Source organism: Halomonas sp. THAF5a, from assembly GCF_009363755.1.
Classification (GTDB): domain Bacteria; phylum Pseudomonadota; class Gammaproteobacteria; order Pseudomonadales; family Halomonadaceae; genus Halomonas.
Window position 1 is genome coordinate 1,332,543 of the sequence record NZ_CP045417.1, and the last position, 21,234, is coordinate 1,353,776.

Consider the following 21,234-nt stretch of genomic DNA (forward strand, 5'->3'; position numbering starts at 1 on the left):
TGTGGAGGAACACGGCGTTTCTATCACGCCAGGCCGGCAAGTCAACTGTGCTCCCGGGGCGACAGGCGATCGTTGCCTTACCGTCCCCGGAGGTCGAGAATCACGCGATGCTTCATCATAACCGAGGCCGCCCCTTGAACGCCCCCTATCCCCTCGCTCGTCGCTGCGCTGCCGCGTGCCTCGGCCTGTTACTCCTCATCAGCCTGCTGGTGGTATCACCGGTGGCGCCGCCGGTGCAGGCCCAGGAGGTCGCATCGCCGGCCGGCATCGACCGGCCTCTTCCGACCCGCGAGGAGATCGAGGCCCGCCTCGAGGAACGCCAGCCGGACGAGGGCGCGACGCCCCCCGATGGCGTCCAGCGGGAGATCGAGGCGTTGCGGGCGGCCCGGGAGGGCCTGGCGCAACTGGCCGCGGCGGAGGAGCAGCTGGCCGAGCTCGAGGCCCGGGTCGAGCAGGCACCCCAGGCGCTGCAGCGCACCCGGCAGGCCCTCGACGAGATGGAACGGGTCGATCGGCAGGCGACCCTCGAGGAGCTGGAGTCGCTCTCCCTCGAGGCGCTGGAGACGCGTCGCAAGAGCGCAGAGGAGGCGCTGTCGGCGTCCCAGGACACGCTCGCCGAGGTCTCCTCCCGGCTGCTCAATGCTCAGACCCTGCCGGAGCGCGCTCAGCAGGCCATCGGCGAGGCGATGCAGCGGGTCGATGAGCGGCGTCGCCAACTCGAGGAACTGGCCGACGCCGAGGTGGCGACGGACGCCCCGGGGCGATGGCAGCTGCGCATCGAGCGCGCCCTGGCCGAGCGCACCCTGGCGCTGCACCAGCGTCGGCTGGAGACCAATAGCCAACTGCGCGAACTCGATCAGGAGCGCCGTGACCTGCTGGAGCGTCAGGTCGCCCGGCAGGAGGCACGGCTGACCATGCTCCAGGCGGTCATCGATCGCCGCCGCCGTGAAGCGTCCGAGGAGGCCATCGCCAAGGCGGTCAGCGAGGAGGGGGAGGGCATCGTCGGCCACCCCCTGGTGCGCGAGGCGCGGGAGATCAACCGCACCATGAGCCTCGAGCTGCTGCGCGCCACCGACCGGGCCAATCGCCTGGTGCGCGAGGGGCAGGAGGTGCGTCGCCAGTTTGATCGGGTTCGTCAGCTTCAGCGCAACCTCAACGAGCAGATCGACGCCGTGCGTGGCAGCATGCTGCTGTCGCGCATCCTCCGCGAGCAGCGGCTGACGCTGCCCCGCGTGGAGGAGCGCCCCGGCCTGCAGGACGAGATCGCCGACCTGCATCTCAAGCAGTTCGAGCTCCGGCGCCAGCACGATCAGCTGCGCGAGGGCCGGCAGCTGGCCCGCCAGAGGATCGAGCAGGCCGACGCCGAGGCCTCGCCACCGCTGGTCGACTCGCTGCTCGATCTGTACCAGGCGCGCCGCGAGCTGGTCGATCAGCTGGAGAAGGCCTACGGCGACATGCTCAGCGCGGCCATCGACCTGCAGCTCAACCAGCAGCAGCTGCTCGACACCAGCCAGGCACTGCGTGCCACCATCGATGAACAGCTGTTCTGGATCGCCAACACCCGCCCCCTGAGCCTCGCCTGGTTGGGCCACCTGCCGGAACACCTGGCCGCGGAGTGGCGCGAAGGAGAGTGGCGCGTCCTGCTGCCGGCGAACTGGCGACTGCCGAACGCCCGGGCGCTTGCCGGTGTGCCGATCCTGCTGGCGGCGCTGGGGCTGATCGCCTGTCGCCGACGCTTCCGGGCGCGGCTGTCGCAGCTGCACCAGGAGGTCGGCCACCTCAAGCGCGACTCCCAGGGGCACACCCCCCAGGCGGTGGCGCTCAACGGCCTGCTGGCGCTGCCCGGCCCGCTCTGCCTGCTGGCGGCGGGCGTCGCCCTGGTCGCGGGCGGCCAGGGTGCCGGCCAGGCCATCGGGGAGGCGCTGCTGCACCTGGCGCTGGCCTGGGCGGTGCTCGGCTGGGCGCGCCATTTGCTGGTCCCGTCGGGCGTGGCCACGCGCCACTTCTACTGGCCCGTCGGCTATGCCAGCGCGCTGCGCGGCTGGCTCTGGTGGCTGGGGGCGGCGCTGGTCCCGGTGCTGCTGATCACCCCGCCGGCCCGGGACGCCGGCATCGCGCTGAACCAGCGGCCGGTCGGCCTGCTGCTGATGCTCGGCGGCCTGTTTGCCATGAGCCTGGTGCTGGCCAAGCTGATCCTCGCCCATGTGCCCTTCTTCGGGGTCAAGCTGTTCCGCCTGATGCTGGGGCTCGCCATCGCGCTGGTGCCGCTGGCGCTGGCGGGGCTGATCGCCTACGGCTACGAGTACACCGCCCTGAGCCTGGTGGGGCGCTTCGTCATCTCGCTCTACCTGCTGGGGCTATGGATCCTGGTCGAGGCCGCGGTGATCCGCGGCCTGGCGGTGGCGGCACGTCGGCTGGCCTACCGTCGCGCCCTGGCCAGGCGCCATGCCCAGGCCCAGGAGGGCGGCGAGGGCCTGGAGGTGGTCGAGGAGCCGCCGCTGGACATGGAGCAGGTCAACCAGCAGTCGCTGCGCCTCTCGAAGCTGATCCTGATGATCGGCTTCATCCTGGTGCTCTACCTGGTGTGGTCGGACCTGCTCTCGGTGTTCGGCTATCTCGAACAGGTCACTCTGCTCGAACCCGGTGAGGGCTCCTCCGCCGAGACGCTCGGCACCATGGTCTCGGTGGCCGATGTCATCACCGCCCTGCTGGTGGTGGGGCTGACCCTGATGATGGCGCGCAACCTGCCGGGCCTGCTCGAGGTGATGGTGCTCTCCCGGCTGGCGCTCAAGCAGGGCAGCGCCTACGCCATCAGCTCGCTGCTGGCCTACGCCATCGTCGGTGGTGGCGTGGTCGCGGCGCTGGGCACCCTCGGGGTCTCCTGGAGCAAGCTGCAGTGGCTGGTGGCGGCCCTGAGCGTGGGCCTCGGCTTCGGTCTGCAGGAGATCTTCGCCAACTTCGTCTCGGGGCTGATCATCCTGTTCGAACGGCCGGTGCGCATCGGCGACACCATCACCCTGGGCAACCTCACCGGCACGGTGAGCAAGATCCGCATCCGCGCGACCACGGTGACCGACTTCGATCGCAAGGAGATCATCATCCCCAACAAGACCTTCATCACCGACCAGCTGATCAACTGGTCGCTCTCCGACACCATCACCCGGGTGGTGCTCTCCTATGGGGTCGCCTTCGGCTCGGATCATCGCCTGGTGCACCGCCTGCTGCGCGAGGCGGCCGACGAGAACGCGCGGGTGCTGGCCGACCCGGAGCCCCAGGTGTTCTTCATGAACTACGCGGAGAGCGCCCTCGATTTCGAGCTGCGGATCTTCGTCAACAGCCTCGGCGATCGGCTCTACGCCACCGACGAGATCAATTGCCGGGTGGGGGAGCTGTTCGCCGAGCACGGCATCGACATCGCCTTCAACCAGCTCGACGTCTGGCTCCATCGGGCCGGCGGCCAGGCCAGCAGGGTTCAGAGCGTCTCGTCGCGGCGGCTGGCCGAGCCCGACCGGCCGCTGCCCGGCGCCAAGGGGGACCCGGGCGAACTCGACGCCGGGGGGGACGGCGATGGCGACGTTGGTCGCTGAGTCGGGGAAGGCGGAGAGTCAGCGCCGCACGGCGTGGAGCAGGAACTCCCGGTTGCCGTCGCCGCCGAGCAGCGGACTGGGCTGCCAGTGCAGGATCTCGACACCGAGCTCGGCGCAGGTCTTGCGGATACGCGCCTCCACCTCGGCGAAGCGGCGCTCGTCCACCACCAGCCCTCGGGCGTTGACGCCGCCCGGACCCACCTCGAACTGCGGCTTGACCAGGCTGGCGAGCTCGCCGCCCGCCGGCAGCAGGGCGGCGAGCTCGGGCAGGATCAGCGTCTGCGAGATGAAGGAGACATCCATCACGGCAAGCTCCGGGCCGCTCGCCCCCTGGGCGACGAAGGCCGCCGAGAGGCGCGGGTCGCCGGTCATGGCCCGGGCATTGAGCCCCTCCAGGCAGGTCACGCGGGGGTCGTCGCGCAGGGCGGCATCCAGCTGGTCGTGCCCCACCTCCACGCCGATCACGTGGCGTGCGCCGAAGCGCAGGGCGCAGTCGGTGAAGCCCCCGGTGGACTGTCCCACGTCGAGCACCAGGCGCCCGTTCAGGGTCAGTCCGAGTGCCTCGATCAGCGCCTCGAGCTTGAGCCCGGCCCGGGAGGCATATCGCTCCTCGGGGTCCTCCTCCACCACGAGCTCGGCGGTCGCCGGCAGTTTCTCGCCCGGCTTCACGAGGGGGGCGCCCCCTGCCGCCAGGCGCACGCGGCCGTGGCGAATCAGCCGCTGGGCGCGGGTGCGGGAACGGGCCAGGCCCTGGGTGACAAGCAGCTGATCGAGGCGGGGCATGGCGGCTCCGGCGAGGCAGGGATGGGGCCGCCATTATGGCATATCGTGCCGCCTGCACGCGGCGCCACTCGGCGTGGAAGGGCCAGTGCGATGCCCCGCGCCTGGCGAGGGCCGGGCGCGGGGCATCTGTGGGGCGTCGTCGGTGAGGCGGGAGGCTAGGGGCTAGGGGCCCTGGTCCGCCTGCAGCTCGGCGGGCGGGATCCGGTCGCTTCCCCAGCTGCGGTGGATGTAGGCCGTGACCCGGTCCAGCTCCTCCTGGGTGATCTTGGCCAGCTCGCCGCGCTCGAGGGGGTCGTAGTGGTAGATGTAGAGGCGCGAGGCGAACTGCTCGAAGGGCAGCGAGGACTCGCCGAAGCGCTCCCCCTGGTCCGCCGTGCTCACCTTGATGCCATCGCCCCAGTCCTGGCCGCTGTCGTTGTTGGGGTTGAAGAAGTAGACGCGCATCTCGTCGCTGGGGTCGAGGTTGACCCGCAGGATGGTGATGGCATGCCAGCCGATGAAGCGTGCGGCGCTGTCGGTCACCGCGATGCCCGCCGGCTGCGGGTGGATCAGTGGCTGGTTGCCGTTGTAGTAGGGGTGGTAGCTGGCATAGAAGTGGCGCAGGAAGTCGTCCAGTTCATGCAGCTGTCCGGTGGCCACGTCGACGTTGATGCGAAACCCGCGTCCGGACCACCAGCCGTGGAACTCCGGGTTGACCCAGCGGTGGGGGTCGCCCTCGCGTCCGATGCAGCGCCGCCCCATCTCCGCATAGATGCGATCCAGGTGCGGCACCACGATCAGCGAGACCGGGTCGAGGTCCATGGGCAGCGTCTGGGCGACCCCCGACAGGCTCGCCATGGAGGAGAGCGGCATGCCCTCGAAGTGCATGATGATATCGTCGTCGCGGGCCGCCCAGGTCACCATCTGCAGCAGGTAGTCCGGGTCGTTGTAGGCCCACATCGACAGCGCCCGGGCCGATTGGCAGGTGGGATTGTTGCCCTGGCCCACGCCCAGCGGCAGGCCCAGCATGCAGAGTACGCCCTCCAGCAGGCGGGCGCGGGGGGAGACGCTCTCGCCGAAGGCCAGGTTGAGGCGTGCCTGGGACCACTCCGAGAGGGAGAGCCCCAGCTGGCGCCACATGGCCGGGGCCACCGGCGGCTGGTAGAGGATGCCGCGTTCCAGCATCAGCGCCAGGCCGTAGGCGGCCTGGGGCGTGGCGGGATAGACCCCGCCGCGGATCAGCGCATGCACCAGCTCGCGATAGCAGAGCAGGCAGTCGCGTCCGGTGGAGGAGAGCCCCAGCGCCTCCGCCAGCAGGTGGTCGTTGTGGTCCAGCAGGTGGCGCAGCAGGACCGGGTGGTAGGCCGAGACCAGGCCGGTATCGTGCATGGCACGGGCGAAGCCGGTGGCCTCGCCCTGCAGGGCCGTCGCGTCCATGCTGGAGAGCCGCTCGCGATAGGCCTCCAGCCCGGGGTCCTCACGACAGGCGCGTGTCGGGCCGAACAGCGAGCTGACCAGGCGGTCGGCGCCCTGGCCGCTGGCCCCGAGGTCGATCTCGGGGTTGGCCTGGCAGATGGCGATCTGGGTGATCATCTGCTTGACCGGTTCCACCTGGATGGGGCGCTGCTCGAGGATCCGCCAGATCTCCTCGATCAGGCGGTCGATGATGTGTTCGTAGCCGATGCGCTCGGCCAGGTGGCGAAACAGGTGACGGGGCACCATGGCCAGCCGCCCCTGGGTCTCGCGCTCGGCCTCGGTGGGAGCGCCGAACAGCAACCAGAGGTTGATGGCCATCGCCTGGGTCAGGTAGTGGTGCGCCTGTTCCATCGAGACCTGCGGGTGCACGAAGTCACCCTTGGCCACGGCCAGCAGGCGCAGTTCGCTCAGCGCCTCGATCACGACGGTGTTGGGGTCGGCGCTCTTCAAGGCGTGGGTAGTGAGGGAGGGCACGAGGTATTGGGGGGTCTGCCAGTCGGAGCCGAGGAAGACCCCGGCCTCCTCGAGGGCGCTCGCGCGCTGCTCGACCCCCTGACACCCGCCTTCCTGGAGCATCACCCGCCGGGCCGTGTCCAGCACCCTGGGCAGCTTGCCGGGCTTGGCGAAGTCGCGCGCGTCGTGGAGCAGTCCGATGGCCTCATCGAGCTTCTTCAGCAGGCCAGCGAGCTTGTCGCTGGCCGCCGGCGCATCGCTGCTGCTGATCATGTCACGTGGCGTCGTCACGCAGACTCCTTGTCGTCAGGCTGTCACGTCGTCATGACGCCTGCGTTAGACATAGAAATCAAGCTCTTCCAGATGCTTGAGCAGTTCCTTCATGCGCGCGGCCTCGTCGCCCTTGAAGTAGACCAGGCCCCAGTGCGTGCCGAAGGCGGTCCGCTTGGTGACGGTCTCCTCCAGGGGCGGGGTCAGCTCGTGGGACTCGAAGTAGGGGTCGTCCTCGACCTCCTCGGGGATGTCCAGCTTGCTGACCACGCGGCGGCGCGGGTAGACGCCGAAGCAGCCGGCGTAGCCGTCGGCATCGACCACTTCCTTCGGGAAGAAGTCGCGCACCTCGTCGTCGGTCGATTTGGGGTCGAAGACCAGCATGCTGGCCTGGTAGGCATTGAAGCCGTAGACCCGCTCGAGCAGCTCGAAGACCTTGAAGCCCGGCGGGCGATAGGCGACTTCGCCGAAGTACATCTCGCCGTCGTTGGTGACGAAGTACTCGGGGTGAATCAGGCCGAACTCGATGTCGAAGGCCTTGATCAGCTTCTCGATCTGGGCGGTGATCTGGGGGCGGTACTTCTCCAGCTCCGGCGAGGCCGGCACGAACACCGAGTAGCCCAGGGTCACGTACTCGGAGATGTTGAGGAAGACGATCTTGCCGTTGTGGATCCACGCCTCGACGGCGAATTCCCAGCCGTCCAGGTGCGACTCCATCAGCACCGGGAACTCCTCCTCGGGAATGGTATCGACCTCGTCCGGGGTGCGGATCACGCGGTGCCCCAGGCAGCCCGCCTTGTCGAAGGCCTTGAGGTGGATGGGATCGTTGGGGTCGCCGTCGAGCTTCAGCAGGGTCTGGTTGACCCGCTTCAAGAAGCGGATGACGTCCTCCTTGTCGTGGGCCTCCTCGAAGATGCCCACGCGGATACCGCCGAGCTGGGCGCGCCGCTTCATCAGCGCCTTATCGCGCAGCAGCAGCGACTGGCCGTAGAGGCGCGGGCTGTCGAGCAGCACGGAGTTGATGGCGCCGGCCCACTCGACGGTCTCCTCGAACAGCGGGATCGCCACGTCGACGCCCATCTCCTTGAGGGTCTCGGCGATCTCCATGGAGCGGTCGTTGAGACGCTCGAAGTTCCAAGGCACGTAGGGGATGTCGTGTTTCTGGCAGTACTCTTCCGCCCAATCCGGGGCCACCACGACGTAGCGTCGATCGAAGTTCTCGGCGGCTTCGATGGCATTCAGGCTCCAGCCAAGCAGAGCGATATGGCCCTTGTTTGGATCCTTCTTCATGGTGCGCCTCCTGGGTGTGGGGAAGAGGTGATGGCACCGCGTTGTCGAGTGCGCCAACGCGGTGCGGCCTACCTCCACCCTACACCAGGGATCGTGCTTTCACATCCCGAGGGCGCTAACGCTCGGCCACCGGTGCCGGGTATGCCTTGCGGCAGCGGTGCTCGCTTGGTATAGTGCGCCCCGCTCGCCAAGTGCTTGACCCGCTTGGCGTTCGGCGTCCATGAGACGCTCGTCGTGGTGGCCCCGTTGGTCCTCCCGCAACGCTAAACCGCAAACCCCGCCAGGCCCGGAAGGGAGCAACGGTAGTGGTGGACGCGTGTGCCGGGATGTGGCTTTCGGGGCCGCCTCCTTTTCGGCACCCCTCTCCCTCCTCGTGCCGTCATCGACCGGTGTGATGCCCCTCCCATGATGTGCTGAAGCCCTTCGCCACCCGTGCGATGCGTGGCCACATGTCTGGCGTTCGGCAGTGCGATGCGCCGTCTCCCGGGTTGCCTCGCTGCCATGCGCCCTCGGTCGGGAAACCTATTCGGTCTGTTGCCATCGAAGCCCTAGCCGTTTTCACAAGGAGCGCGACATGAACGCCAGGAGCATCCTCGAGCAGGTCATGAAACAGGCCGCCGGCGGCCACAAGGGCACCGGCGGCCTGGACGTCCAGGAGATGGTGAATCGCGTGACGTCTTCTCTCGGCGGCGGTGGTGACTCGCGTAGCGGCGGCGGTGCCTCCTCGGGCGGCGTCGACATGAAGAGCCTGCTCGGCGGCGGGGCACTCGGCATGCTGATCGGCTCGAAACGCGGTCGAAAGATGGGCGGCAAGGCGCTGAAGTATGGCGCCATTGCCGGCGTCGGCGTGCTGGCCTGGAAGGCCTGGCAGAACTCGCGCGGCGATGGTGGTGCAGAGCGTGTCGGTGACGAAGCCGCCGAGGGGCACCCCATGGAACGCCTCGAGGGGGCCTCGCGGGAGCGGCGCAGCCTGGAGCTGCTGCAGGCCGTGATCATGGCGGCGAGAGCCGATGGCCATATCGACGAGCGCGAGCGCGCCCTGCTGGCCGAGCAGATCGATGCCATGGGCGCCGACGCCGAGCTCCACGATTGGGTGGAGCGCCAGCTCTCGGCGCCGCTGGACGCCGAGGCAGTGGCCCGCCAGGCCGACTCGCCCCAGGCGGCGCGGGAGATGTACCTGGTCAGCGTGGCGGTGATCGACGATCAGAACCCCATGGAGCGCGCCTGGCTCGACCAGCTCGGAAGTGCCCTGGGGCTGGACGAGGGCATGCGCCAGGAACTCGAGCGCCAGGCGCTGTCGGCCGCCTAGGGCGTCGCTGCCGCGATCCCGGGGCTGGCCTTTGGCTTCGGGACGCTGCCGGCGAGCTCCCGGGTGCTGCGGGTCGAGGAGTGGCTGACGACCCAGGCGCGCTGCCTGGAGCCGAGGGGGCATCCGCTGAGCGGCCGGGAAGAAGTGAGCATCGACGATCTCAAGGACCAGTTCCTGGTGATCGGCAACCAGCCCAACGTGGGCGCCGACCTGCTGCGCGAGTACCCTGCATGGTGGCGCCCGGCTCGCCCCGGTGCCCCTTTCTCCTTACCGACCGACGAGGATGCCCGACCGAGATGCTGACCTTCCACACCGAACGGACCAAGCTGCGCCGCGCCCGCACCGAACTGGATGGCGGCCGGATGGTGACCCCCTACGAATGCCCCGAACGCGTCGACCTGGTGCTCAAGCGCGTGCGCGAGAGCGGCCTGGGCGAAGTGCGTGAGCCGGCCGAGCACGGCCTCGCCCCGGTGCTGGCGATTCACGATGCCGACTATGTCGCCTTCCTCGAGCGCTGCTGGGCAGACTGGGTGGCCGCCGGCCGCGAGGGCGAGGCGATCGCCTGGGTCTGGCCGACCCGCGCCATGCCGGGTCGCGTCATCCCGGATCACATCGACGGCCGGCTCGGACACTACGCTCTGGGCGCCGACACCTCGATCTGCCAGGGCACCTTCGAGGCGGCCATGGCCAGCAAGGACGTGGCGCTCTCGGCGGTGGATCATGTGCTGGCGAGCGGCGAGCCGGCCTTCGGCTTGTGCCGCCCGCCCGGCCACCATGCCGCCACCGACCAGTTCGGCGGCTACTGCTTCTTCAACAATGCCGCCATCGCCGCCCAGCGCGCCCTGGACGTCGGGCGTTCCCGGGTCGCGGTGCTTGATATCGACTTCCATCACGGCAACGGCACCCAGCAGATCTTCTACGACCGCGACGACGTGCTCTTCCTCTCGATACACGGCGATCCGCGCCACTGCTTCCCGCATTTCCTCGGTCACGCCGACGAGACCGGCGAAGGGGCGGGCGAGGGGTTCACCGTCAACTACCCCCTGGCGCCGGGCACCGGCTACGCCGCCTGGGCCGAGGCGCTGGAGGCGGCCAAGGCGCGCATCCTCTCGGCCGGCTGCGAGCTGCTGGTGGTCTCGCTCGGCGTCGACGCCTTCGAGCACGATCCCATCAGCGCCTTCACGCTCTCGAGCGACGACTTCACCGACGTGGGGCGTCGGCTGGGACGCCTCGGCCTGCCCACGGTCTTCCTGCTCGAGGGCGGCTACGCGGTGGAGGAGATCGGCATCAACGCGGTCAACGTGCTGAGCGGATTCGAACGGCCCTGAGTCCCGGTCGACGCGCTCGGCGGCCCGCGCCCGGCTTGGCGTTTACCGGCCTGCGGGCCACACTGGAAGGGCGAGAGCGCCGGCCACCGAGGATGCAGCATGTGGGATGATCCGGCCGAGCCCGACGGCGTCGAGGCTCGGTCCGCCCCGGTGACCGAGGGCGGCGGTGTCCACCGCAACGGGGGTGGCTTCGGATGAAGCACGCCCAACGCCGCATCGTCACGCTGGCGACCCTTGGCATCCTCGTCACCGGCGCGCTGGTCGGGCTGGCAACGGCCTGGCCGCTCTACCAGGGCCATCGCCAGGGGCTCGAGACGGTCACCCTGATGAGCGCCTCGGCCCAGGCGGAGAGTCTCGATCACCTGCTGGCGCGCTATCGGGACGTGGCTCGCCAGATCGCCAGTCGCTCCGAACTGCGGCGCCGCCTGGAAGCCTATCTGGAGGACCCTGCCGCGACCGGCGAGGGGCGCGACGCCTTGGCAGATGACATGGCGCCGACGCTGGTGGACGCGATGCTGCCCTCCACGGACCTGGTGGGGCTGGTGCGGCGGGACCCGGCGGGCCGGCCACTGGTGACCATCGGCCGGGTGCCGCCGGCGCGAGCGACCGACGCCACCCGGCCGGCCGACGAGACGCGCCTGGTGGCGGCGCAGGAAGGCCTACTCATCGAGGTGACGACCCCGGTGCTCTCTCGCGATGGCCAGCGCCTGGGCAGTGACCGGCTCTATTTCGGCGCACGGGGGATCGCCGAGGTGCTCGGCGATCCCGGTCGCTTCGGCGAGGGGGCCCGTCAGTGGCTGCGGGCGCCGCCTGGTCCGGCGCTGCTGTCGGCGGGGCCCGGTGGCGCGCTGGTCCCGGTCGAGGTCGACGGGCGGCTCGCCGAGCGCCTGGATAAGGCGCTGACCAGCGGGCGGGTCGAGCTCACGCAGATGCGCCGCGACGAGGAGGGCGACGCGGCGGTGCTGGTGCAGGCGCCACTGGCCACCCCGGGCTGGGCGCTGCTGGTGCAGATCCCCGCCCGCGGCCTCTACGGCGTGATCTACCACGAGCTGCTCTGGGCGGCCATCGTGATGCTGGTGCTGATGATGCTGGGGGCCCTGGCGACCGCCCGGGTGATCAGCCCGCTGCTGTCGCGCATCACCGATCAGGCCGGTCGCTTGCGTCGCTCGGCCCATTTCGACGCCTTGACCGGGCTGCCCAATCGCACCTATCTCAACCAGCGCCTCGCCCTGGCACTGGAGCGCGCCGAGGAGGACGGCAGCGCCCTGGCGGTGCTGTTCCTCGACCTGGACCATTTCAAGGACATCAACGACAGCCTCGGCCACCCGCTGGGCGATCGGCTGCTGCAAGCGGTGGGACGGCGGCTGAGCCGCACCGTGCGCGACGAGGACGCCCTGGGCCGCCTGGGAGGGGACGAGTTCGTGCTGATCCTGGAGCACCTGCACGAGCCCGCCGATGCGGGCCGGGTGGCGCAGAAGCTGATCGATGCCCTGTTGCAGGCGTTCATCGTCGACCAGCACGAGATCTTCATCGGCGCCTCGATCGGCATCAGCGTCTCGCCCCGCGACGGGCGCGACGCCGGCGAGCTGATTCAGCGCGCCGATACCGCCATGTACGGGGCCAAGGCGCTCAAGCGCAACACCTGGATGTTCTATACGCCGGCGCTGGCCGAGGCCAGCCGCGAGCGCTTCACCATGGACACGGGCCTGCGTCGCGCCCTGGAGCGTCAGGAACTGGTGCTGCACTACCAGCCCCAGGCGCGGGTGGAGGGCAGCCGAGTCTTCGGGGCCGAGGCGCTGGTGCGCTGGACGACCCCGGAGGGCGAGATGATCGGGCCGGGGCGCTTCATCGCCCTGGCGGAAGAGGCCGGGCTGATTCATCTGATCGGCCGCTGGGTGCTGGGCGAGGCCTGTCGCCAGGCTCGGGAGTGGGAGCTGGCCGGGCTCCCCCTGCGGGTCGCCGTCAACCTGTCGGGGCTTCAGGTGGTGCAGGGGGACATCGTCGCCGACGTACGCGAGGCGCTCGAGAAGAGTGGGCTCTCGCCCGAGCGGCTCGAGCTGGAGATCACCGAGGGCTTCGTGATCGGCCATGCCGATGAGGGCCTGGAGCGGCTGAACGATCTGCGGCGTCTGGGCGTCGAGCTGGCCGTGGACGACTTCGGTACCGGCTACTCCTCGCTCTCCTACCTGACCCGCCTGCCGGTGCAGTGCCTCAAGATCGACCGCTCCTTCATCAGCGACGTGCCTGGCGACCCCGACGACGAGACCATCGTCGCCGCCATCCTCTCGATCGCCGAGCGCCTGGGGCTCGACGTCATCGCCGAGGGCGTGGAGGATGCCACCCAGCTCGAGTTCCTGCGCTCGCTGGGCTGTCCCGCCTATCAGGGCGACTACCTGAGCCCGCCGCTGACGGCCGCGGAGTTCGCCCGGCGCTGGGGAGCCGAGGGGCTGGCGCGGGAGGCCTGAGGCCGTGCCGCTTTTCGCCGGGCGCCGCGGCCGATAGAATGACCGTTTGCCGTCGAGGCACGGGCACGCTCCAGCGAGCCGCCCGGTGGCCCGGCGCCCCCATCACCCAGCTGCTGTTCGCTTTACCGCAAGGATCCCGCGCTGCATGAGCTATCAGGTTCTGGCCCGCAAGTGGCGACCGCGTACCTTCCATGAGCTGGTCGGCCAGGAGCATGTCCAGCGCGCGCTGGTCAACGCCCTGGACCAGGGCCGGCTTCACCACGCCTACCTGTTCACCGGTACCCGCGGCGTCGGCAAGACCACTCTGGCGCGGATCCTGGCCAAGTGCCTGAACTGCACGGCGAACGGCCGCGGCGACGAGGGGGTGACCTCCACCCCCTGCGGGGAGTGCGACAGCTGTCGCTCCATCGACGAGGGGCGTTTCGTCGACCTGATCGAGGTCGATGCCGCCTCGCGCACCAAGGTCGAGGACACCCGCGAGCTGCTCGATAACGTCCAGTACGCGCCGACCCAGGGGCGCTACAAGGTGTACCTCATCGACGAGGTGCACATGCTCTCCACCAGCAGCTTCAACGCGCTGCTCAAGACCCTGGAAGAGCCACCGCCCCACGTGAAGTTCCTGCTGGCGACCACCGACCCGCAGAAGCTGCCGCCCACGGTGCTGTCGCGCTGCCTGCAGTTCACCCTCAAGCACATGGCGCCGGAGCGCATCGTCGGGCACCTGGCCGCGGTGCTGGAGGCCGAATCGGTCCCCTTCGAGGAGAGCGCCCTGTGGCTGCTCGGCAAGGCAGCCGAGGGCTCGATGCGCGATGCCATGAGCCTCACCGACCAGGCCATCGCCTTCGGCCAGGGCGAGGTGCGTCACGCCGACGTGGCGGCCATGCTCGGCACCCTCGATCATCGCCACGTGCTGGCGCTGGTCGAGGCGCTGGCCGAGGTGGATGCCGCCCGGCTGCTCGGCGAGGTGGCGTCCCTGGCCGAGCAGGGCCCGGACTTCGCCGCGGTGCTCGACGATATCACCGGCGTGCTGCACCGCCTGGCCATCGCCCAGATGGTGCCCGACGCCGTGGACAACGGCCACGGCGACCGCGACGCCCTGCTGGCGTTGGCCGCTCGCTTCACCGCCGAGGACATCCAGCTCTTCTACCAGATCGGCATTCAGGGCCGCGGCGACATGGAACACGCCCCGGACCTGCGCACCGCCCTGGAGATGACCCTGCTGCGCATGCTGGCGTTCCGTCCCCAGGGCGTGCCGCGGCCGGCGCAGACGCCGCTGCCTCTGCGCGGGCAGCCGGGCGGCGGCGAATCGGGCCCGGCCGGCAGCCCGGGGAGCGAGCCGGCACCGGGTCCCGCGGCGGCCCCCGCCACGTCGGCCGAGGCCGCCCCGAGCCAGGCGTCCGCGCCGACCGCACTCCAGTCGCCCGAGCCGCCTCCCGCGGCCGAGCCGCCCCGCCCGGCGTCGAACGCTGAGGTGCCAGCGGCAGCGGACGTGACGCCGCCGGCCGAGGCCGCGACGATCTCGCCTGAGCCCGAGCCCGAGCCCGAGCCCGAGCCCGAGCCCGAGCCCGAGCCTGCCCCCCCGCACGAGGCCCCCGACGATCCCGCGCCCGCCGATCAGCCCGAGGTGGTCGCGCCGGAGGGACGCTTCGACCACGCCGCCTGGCTGGCCCGCTTCGAGGGGCTGGGGCTCGGCGGGCTGACCCGCAACCTGGCGGCCCACTGCGTGGTCGAGGCCGACGACGGCGAGCGGCTGACGCTGCGCCTCGATCCCTCCCAGGAGGCGATGAACGCCGAGGTCCACGTGAGCCGCATCCGCGAGGCGCTGGCGGCCATCGGGGTCGAGCGGCGCCTCACGATCGAACCCGGGGCGTTGCCCTCGGCGATCGAGACGCCCCGGCAGCAGGCCGATCGCCTGGCCGCCCAGCGGCATGCCGAGGCGATTGAAGCCTTGAATCGCGACCCCCATGTACAGAAGCTGCAGCAGGCCTTCGGTGCGCGCCTGATCGAATCCACGGTCAAGCCCGCCGAGGCCGAGGCGCGCGGCTGAGCCGCGCGCCGCGACCGATCACACCAACCACGAGAGGATTTCGCCATGATGAAGGGTGGCATGGGCAACATCATGAAGCAGGCCCAGGAGATGCAGGAGAAGATGCAGAAGGCCCAGGAGGAGGTCGCCAAGGCCGAGGTCCTGGGCGAGGCGGGCGCCGGCATGGTCAAGGTGACCATGAACGGCCGCCACGACGTCAGCAAGGTCGAGCTCGACCCGAGCCTGATGGAGGAGGACAAGGAACTCCTCGAGGACCTGCTGGCGGCCGCCGTGAACGACGCGGTGCGCAAGGTCGAGGCGGACTCCAAGGCGCGCATGGAGGAGGCCACTGCCGGTCTCAACCTGCCGCCGGGCTTCAAGATGCCGTTCTGAACCAGGCCGAGACGGACCGACCATGAGCTTTTCCCCGCTGATCGAGAGACTGATGGAATCGCTGCGGGTGCTGCCCGGCGTCGGCCCCAAGACCGCCCAGCGCATGGCCATGCACCTGCTCGAGCGCGACCGTGACGGCGGCCGGCGCCTGGTGGAGGCGATGGACGTGGCGCTCGAGCGGGTCGGCTACTGCCGGCGCTGCCGGACCCTCACCGAGGAGGAGGTCTGCGGCATCTGCCAGAGCGCACGGCGCGACGAGGCCCTGCTCTGCGTGGTGGAGTCCCCCGCCGACCAGCTGGCCATCGAGGAAGCCGGCGGCTTTCGCGGCCGCTACTTCGTGCTGCACGGCCACCTCTCGCCACTCGACGGCATCGGCCCCGAGGACATCGGGCTCGACCAGCTCGAGGCACGGGTCGCCGAGGGGGACGTGGAGGAGGTCGTGCTGGCCACCAACCCCACGGTGGAGGGGGAGGCCACCGCCCACTACATCGCGTCCCAGCTGGCTCCCCGGGGCGTCACGCTGTCGCGGTTGGCCTATGGCGTGCCCATGGGCGGCGAGCTCGAGTACGTCGACGGTGGTACCCTGAGCCGCGCCTTCAACGGCCGCCTGCCCTTCCGGGGCGACTGAGCCCCTTTCCCTGCTGTCGGAACCCTGCATGACCCTGAACCCCGAGATTCGCTGGATCGATACCCCCACCGCCCTGGACGCCGCCTGTGCCGAGGTGGCCCAGGCGGACGTGATCGCCCTGGACACCGAGTTCTTTCGCGAGAACACCTTCCATCCGGTGCCGGCGCTGATCCAGTTCGCCGCCGGCGGCCCGGCCTTCCTGGTCGATCCCCAGCAGGTAGCGTGCACCGAGGCCTTCCGTCGCCTGCTCGCCGAAGGGCCCTTGAAGCTGCTGCACGCCTCCAGCGAGGACCTCGAGGTCTTCGCCCACTGGGCCGGGGTGCCCGTGGCGCCGCTGGTGGACACCCAGGTCGCCCAGTCGCTGCTCGGCGAGGTGCCCTCGATGGGCTATCAGAAGCTGGTGGCGCACTGGACCGGCGAGACCCTGCCCAAGGACGAGACCCGCTCCAACTGGCTGCTGCGACCGCTCTCCGAGTCCCAGCTGCGCTACGCGGCCCTGGACGTGGTCTTCCTGCTGGAGGTGTGGGAGCGCCAGCGCGCCGCCCTCGAGCGGCTGGACCGCATGGCCTGGGTCGAGGAGGAGTGCGCCGCCCTGGTGGCCCAGGCGGCGCGCAGCGAAGCCGCCGACGGCCAGTGGTACCTGCGCCACCGCCAGCTCTGGCGTCTCTCGCCACGCCAGGTGGAGGCCTATCGGCGCCTGACCGTCTGGCGCGAGGGCGAGGCCCGGCGACGCGACGTGCCGCGCGGCTGGCTGGTGCCCGACCGGCTGCTCTATGCCATGGCCGAGCAGCTGCCGGAGAACCGCTTCGAGCTGTCGCGGATCGAGGAGCTCAAGCCCGCGCTGATCAAGCGCGAGGGTGACGAGCTGCTGAGGCTGGTGCGCGAGGCGGTGAAGGTCGACGAGGAGGCGCTGCCGGCGGCACCGCTCTCGCCGATGTCCCCCGAGTTCAAGCAGCGCCTCAAAGCCTTGAAGAAGGTGGTCAATGCCGAGGCCGAGGCGCTGGGCGTGGCCCCCGAGGTGCTGCTCAAGCGGCGCGAGCTGGAGGCCCTGGTGAGCGCCGACCTGCGCGGCGAGCCGCTGCCCCTGCCCGGCGGCTGGCGTCGAGAACGACTGGCGACGGGCCTGACCGCGGCCCTCGAGGAGGCATCACGATGAGCGACGACCGGATGCGCGGCGACAAGCTGCTCTGCGAGATCTTCAAGAGCGCGCGCAAGGAGGAGATGTACCTCTACGTGGACAAGCGCCAGGGGCTCGGTGACGTGCCCGAGGCGCTGCTCGAGCACTTCGGTCGGCCGCTGCCCACCATGACCCTGATCCTTACCCCGGAGAAGCGCCTGGGCCGAGCCCAGGCCGGTGACGTCATGGCCGCCATTCGCGAGAAGGGCTACTACCTGCAGATGCCCCCCGCCAAGGAGGAGTACCTGCTCGACCTCTATCGCGCCCCGACCGAGGCGCGGTATTAGTCTAACGCGCCCGATGCTGCGCGAACCTCGCTGGATCACGCCCCACGACATGGCAACCCGGTGCGGCACCACCGGCGATGGACGCCATGGGTGAGCCCCGCTTCGCCGAGGCCCCGACAGGGGCAGGAGAGAGCATGAGAGAACGATTCTGGGAGCGCTTCGACCTGGCGGAGCTCACCGACGAGGAGTGGGAGGCGCTCTGCGACGGCTGCGGCCAGTGCTGCCTGCTCAAGTTCCAGGACGAGGAGAGCGGTGACCTGGCGGTGCTCAACGTCGCCTGCGAGCTGCTCGATATCCCGAGCTGCCGTTGCGGCGACTATGCCCACCGCTTCGAGAGGGTGCCGGACTGCACGCAGCTGACGCCCGAGCGCATCGACGATTTCCGCTGGCTGCCCAAGTCCTGCGCCTACCGCCGGGTGGCGGAGGGGCGCAAGCTGGCCGCCTGGCATCCGCTGATCGCCGGCGGGCCGGAGCGCATGCACCGCAAGGGCGTCAGTGTGCGCAGCTTCGCCGTCTCCCAGCGCGAGGTGCCCGAGGAGGCACTCGAGGAGCACATCATCGCCATCCTGCCCATCGACGGCTGACCCCCTCCTCGTCGGGACCCTCGGCCCCATGCCTGAGGCGCCTCATACGCAGTGGGCGTCTAGGCTCATGCCCTTACCATCGTGCTTTCATGGCTTCGTCCTATGGCGCCGCCCAGCGCCCCGGACGATGCTTCGTTTTGTGTAACGGTTTGTTGTCCAGCGTGAGTGTGTGTGGCGCGTCACGCTCGGGGGCGTGGGATCACGATAAGGGGATGCATCATGAAAGGCTTCAGGAAGCTAGTGCTGGCCGTGGCGGTGGGGGCCCTGGCCTCGTCCGGTGTGTCGGCGCAGTCCTCCTCGTGGGGCGGGGAGGCGATTAGCGACGACGAGATGGCGGCGATGTTCAACGACCTCATGAACGAGGGCCGGGTGCTCGACGAGCAGGAGATGGCGCAGCTGCAGTCCTGGCTGCCGACGCGCCAGAGCCCTGAGTCGCTGCTGCTGCTCTATCCGCCGAGCGCCGGGGAGGGCGACGCGGGGCTGACCAGCGCGCGTGACGGGAGCGATATCGTGCTGGCCGCCAGCGGTGATGGCTCGGACGACGGAACGGACGATGGCACGGATGACGGAACGGACGACGGCACCGATGACGGCACGGATGACGGAACCGACGATGGCACTGATGACGGCACGGATGACGGAACGGATGACGGAACGGATGACGGAACGGATGACGGCACCGACGACGGCACCGACGACGGCAATGGCGATAACGGCCTACCTCATTCCGGTGGCGGGGGCGGTGGTTCCGGCGGTGGCGGCGGCGGTGGTTCCGGCGGTGGCGGCGGCGGTGGTTCCGGCGGTGGCGGCGGCGGTGGTTCCGGCGGTGGCGGCGGCGGTGGTTCCGGCGGCGGTTCCGGCGGCGGCTCGGGTGGTGGTTCCGGCGGCGGCTCGGGTGGTGGTTCCGGCGGCGGTTCCGGCGGCGGCTCGGGCGGCGGCTCCGGCGGTGGTGCCGGCGGCGGTGCCGGTGGCGGCCGTTGATGTGGGGCTCTTCCGGTAGGAGCCGTTGCGGCGGACAGGTGTGACAGGGACCCGGCCTCGGCCGGGTCCCTGCCGTATGGGCGGGTGTCGCGAGGCGTCAGGCCTCCCGGCCCGCGAGGCCCAGCGCCCAGAGGAGAAAGGCATCCTGGCGGGCGTTGTCGTGCCAGGCCTTGAAGCGTCCCGAGGCGCCGCCGTGGCCGGCGGACAGGTCGGTCCTCAGCAGGATGGGGTGTGCCTGGAGGCGCGGCGCAGGCGTGAGCGCCTTGAGGCGCGCATAGAGCTTGGCCGGCTCCCAGTAGGGCACCCGGGTGTCGTGCCAGCTTCCCTGGAGGAAGATCGCCGGCCAGGGCCGGGCCGAGAGGTTGTCCAGCGGCGAGTAGTCGCGGATCCGCCGGCGCGCCTCGGGCTCGCGGGGATCGCCCCACTCGGTGTACTCCGCGGTGGTCAGGGGCAGGTCGGGGTTCTCCATGGTGCGCAGCACGTCGACGAAGGGCACGTCGAGCACCGCCGCGCAGAAGGCGTCGGGGGCCAGGTTGAGGCTGGCGCCGACCAGCAGGCCGCCGGCGCTGGCGCCGTAGGCGGCGATGCGCTCACCGTCGCTTAGCCCCTTCTCGACCAGGGCGTCGCGGGCGGCGAGGAAGTCGTGGAAGCTGTTGGCCTTGTGCTCGAGCTTGCCGGCCAGGTACCAGGGCTCGCCGCGATCGCCACCGCCGCGCACGTGGGCCACGGCGAAGGCCGCCCCGCGTGCCAGCAGCTCCAGGCGGGCCACCGAGAACCAGGGATCGAGCCCCTCGCCGTAAGCCCCGTAGCCGTAGAGCAGGGTGGGCAGGGGGTGGCCGGAGAGGTCGGCCCGTCTGACCACCGACACGGGCACGCGTTCGCCGTCGTGGGAGGTCGCCCAGATCCGCTCGCAGGCCAGCTGCTCGGGGGGCAGGTCGCCGTGGACCGGCTGGCGCTTGAGCACGCGCCGCTCGCCGCTGTCCAGGTCGAGCTCGATCCAGGTCACCGGCAGGGTGAAGGATTCCTCGCGCAGCCGCAGGCGCCGGTCGGCGAAGTGCGGCGCGTCGCCCAGCGCCAGGCTGCAGGGCCGCTCCGGCAGCGGCAGGCGCTCGTCCCGGGTGGGGGCGTGGTCGGCATCCAGCTCGAGCACCCGCAGGTGTACCTGGGCCTCGTGGTGGTCGCGCTCGGTGAGCACCAGCCCCCAGGCGAAGGCGTCGACGCCCTCCAGGGTCGCCTCGTCGCGGTGATCGATCAGCGGCTGCCAGTCGTGCTCCGGTTCGCCACTCTGCCACAGGCGTTCCGCGACCCGATCCAGTCGGAAGTGGGTTGCCTGGCGGTTATGCAGGACGTAGAAGTGGCCGGGGCGATGGTCCACCGCATACTCCACGCCGGTCTCGCGGGCGCGAAAGCAGCGGGGCGGCGTCGCCGGGGCGCGGGCGGGGATCAGGTGGCTCTCGCTGGTGTCCTTGGAGGCGCTCTCCAGGATCAGCCACTCCCGGGAGCGGGTCTTGCCCAGACCCAGCCAGAACTCCGGGTCGGCCTCGCGCAGGATCAGCGCCGGCTCCCCGGCCCGGCCGTCGGCGACCGGCAGGCGCCAGATGCTCTCCGGGCGCTGGGTGGCGTCGAAGCGGGTGAACAGCAGGGTGGCGTTATCCTCGGCCCAGCCGATCTCGGGGCCGATCTCCTCGAGCAGCACCGCGGGCTCGCCGTCCGGCAGCCGCTTGAGGTAGAGCGTGTAGGTCTCGTCGCCGCGGGTGTCCTCGGTCCAGGCCAGCCAGGCCTCGTCCGGGGAGAGGGCCATGTCGCCGAGCTCCAGGAAATCGTGCGCGGCGGCCCGGGCCTCCAGGTCGAGGAAGGCCTCGGCGGCCTCGGGCCGGCCGTTGGGGTGACGCCACCAGACGGGGTAATCGGCGTTGGCCGCGGTCTCGCTCCACACCGTGTAGTGATCGAGCGGCGTCCTGAGCCCGCTCACGGCGAGCTCACGACGCGCCAGGTGGCCGTGATAGAGCCGCTCCACCAGGTCGTCCAGCGGAGCGAACCAGCGATCCGACTCCTCGTTGGCGGCCTCCAGGAAGGCGCTGACCTCCGGGGTGTCGCGGTTCTCCAGCCAGTGCCAGGCCGGATCGTCGGCGTGGCGGAAGCGGACTGCAGGATCGTCGGCGGGGAGGGTCGGGGCCTTGTCACGTGGCGGCTGTGCTTTCATGGCGCGGGATGTACC

General features: G+C 70.4%; 16 protein-coding genes and 1 other RNA gene. 13 read left to right on the plus strand and 4 right to left on the minus strand.

Features of this window, described 5'->3' with window-relative positions; translation table 11 throughout:
- The first annotated feature begins 134 nt into the window (after positions 1–134).
- Complete coding sequence (gene mscK / locus FIU83_RS05975; protein ID WP_253939551.1) at positions 135–3,587, plus strand: mechanosensitive channel MscK; 3,453 nt, start codon at positions 135–137, stop codon at positions 3,585–3,587.
- 18 nt (positions 3,588–3,605) lie between these two features.
- Here mscK and FIU83_RS05980 read toward each other — a convergent pair whose 3' ends face one another.
- The 3 genes from FIU83_RS05980 to FIU83_RS05990 all read right to left on the minus strand — a co-directional run bounded on the left by FIU83_RS05980 (position 3,606) and on the right by FIU83_RS05990 (position 7,838).
- Positions 3,606–4,370: a TlyA family RNA methyltransferase gene (locus FIU83_RS05980; RefSeq protein WP_152483204.1), complete on the minus strand. Its 765-nt coding sequence runs from the start codon at positions 4,368–4,370 to the stop codon at positions 3,606–3,608.
- A 162-nt stretch (positions 4,371–4,532) separates the two neighbouring features.
- Complete coding sequence (locus FIU83_RS05985) at positions 4,533–6,551, minus strand: hypothetical protein (protein WP_152485270.1); 2,019 nt, start codon at positions 6,549–6,551, stop codon at positions 4,533–4,535.
- 63 nt (positions 6,552–6,614) lie between these two features.
- Positions 6,615–7,838 (minus strand): acetyl-CoA carboxylase biotin carboxylase subunit family protein, encoded by a 1,224-nt coding sequence (locus FIU83_RS05990; RefSeq protein ID WP_152483205.1) that lies wholly within the window; start codon positions 7,836–7,838, stop codon positions 6,615–6,617.
- Between the two features lie 244 nt (positions 7,839–8,082).
- Between FIU83_RS05990 and ffs the strand changes: the two genes are divergently transcribed.
- The 12 genes from ffs to FIU83_RS17555 all read left to right on the plus strand — a co-directional run bounded on the left by ffs (position 8,083) and on the right by FIU83_RS17555 (position 19,016).
- Positions 8,083–8,179, plus strand: an RNA gene (gene ffs, locus FIU83_RS05995) — signal recognition particle sRNA small type.
- 233 nt (positions 8,180–8,412) lie between these two features.
- The gene (locus tag FIU83_RS06000; RefSeq protein WP_152483206.1) at positions 8,413–9,147 is read left to right on the plus strand and encodes a tellurite resistance TerB family protein; all 735 of its coding nucleotides are present in this window, start codon (positions 8,413–8,415) and stop codon (positions 9,145–9,147) included.
- Positions 9,148–9,210: 63 nt separating this feature from the next.
- Complete coding sequence (locus tag FIU83_RS17550; RefSeq protein WP_216645070.1) at positions 9,211–9,450, plus strand: hypothetical protein; 240 nt, start codon at positions 9,211–9,213, stop codon at positions 9,448–9,450.
- Entirely contained in the window at positions 9,444–10,475 is a 1,032-nt protein-coding gene (locus tag FIU83_RS06010; protein WP_152483207.1) for a histone deacetylase family protein, read from the plus strand. The genes FIU83_RS17550 and FIU83_RS06010 overlap by 7 nt, the downstream gene beginning before the upstream one ends.
- A gap of 194 nt (positions 10,476–10,669) precedes the next feature.
- Positions 10,670–12,940, plus strand: coding sequence for a bifunctional diguanylate cyclase/phosphodiesterase (locus tag FIU83_RS06015; RefSeq protein ID WP_152483208.1), 2,271 nt, complete (start codon positions 10,670–10,672; stop codon positions 12,938–12,940).
- A gap of 145 nt (positions 12,941–13,085) precedes the next feature.
- Positions 13,086–14,987 carry a DNA polymerase III subunit gamma/tau gene (gene dnaX / locus FIU83_RS06020; RefSeq protein ID WP_152483209.1) on the plus strand — a complete coding sequence of 634 codons (1,902 nt, stop codon included), beginning with the start codon at positions 13,086–13,088 and terminating at the stop codon, positions 14,985–14,987.
- Between the two features lie 45 nt (positions 14,988–15,032).
- Positions 15,033–15,359, plus strand: coding sequence for a YbaB/EbfC family nucleoid-associated protein (locus FIU83_RS06025; protein WP_152483210.1), 327 nt, complete (start codon positions 15,033–15,035; stop codon positions 15,357–15,359).
- A gap of 22 nt (positions 15,360–15,381) precedes the next feature.
- The gene (recR, locus tag FIU83_RS06030) at positions 15,382–15,987 is read left to right on the plus strand and encodes a recombination mediator RecR (protein WP_152483211.1); all 606 of its coding nucleotides are present in this window, start codon (positions 15,382–15,384) and stop codon (positions 15,985–15,987) included.
- A gap of 28 nt (positions 15,988–16,015) precedes the next feature.
- A complete protein-coding gene (gene rnd / locus FIU83_RS06035) occupies positions 16,016–17,143 on the plus strand; it encodes a ribonuclease D (RefSeq protein WP_152483212.1) in 1,128 nt (375 codons plus the stop codon).
- Complete coding sequence (locus tag FIU83_RS06040) at positions 17,140–17,451, plus strand: YcgL domain-containing protein (RefSeq protein WP_152483213.1); 312 nt, start codon at positions 17,140–17,142, stop codon at positions 17,449–17,451. Before rnd ends, FIU83_RS06040 begins: the two co-directional genes overlap by 4 nt.
- 134 nt (positions 17,452–17,585) lie before the next feature.
- Positions 17,586–18,035: a YcgN family cysteine cluster protein gene (locus FIU83_RS06045; RefSeq protein WP_152483214.1), complete on the plus strand. Its 450-nt coding sequence runs from the start codon at positions 17,586–17,588 to the stop codon at positions 18,033–18,035.
- A 219-nt stretch (positions 18,036–18,254) separates the two neighbouring features.
- The gene (locus tag FIU83_RS17555; protein ID WP_216645071.1) at positions 18,255–19,016 is read left to right on the plus strand and encodes a hypothetical protein; all 762 of its coding nucleotides are present in this window, start codon (positions 18,255–18,257) and stop codon (positions 19,014–19,016) included.
- Positions 19,017–19,113: 97 nt separating this feature from the next.
- Here FIU83_RS17555 and FIU83_RS06055 read toward each other — a convergent pair whose 3' ends face one another.
- Positions 19,114–21,219 (minus strand): S9 family peptidase, encoded by a 2,106-nt coding sequence (locus FIU83_RS06055; protein ID WP_152483215.1) that lies wholly within the window; start codon positions 21,217–21,219, stop codon positions 19,114–19,116.
- Between the last annotated feature and the right edge of the window lie 15 nt (positions 21,220–21,234).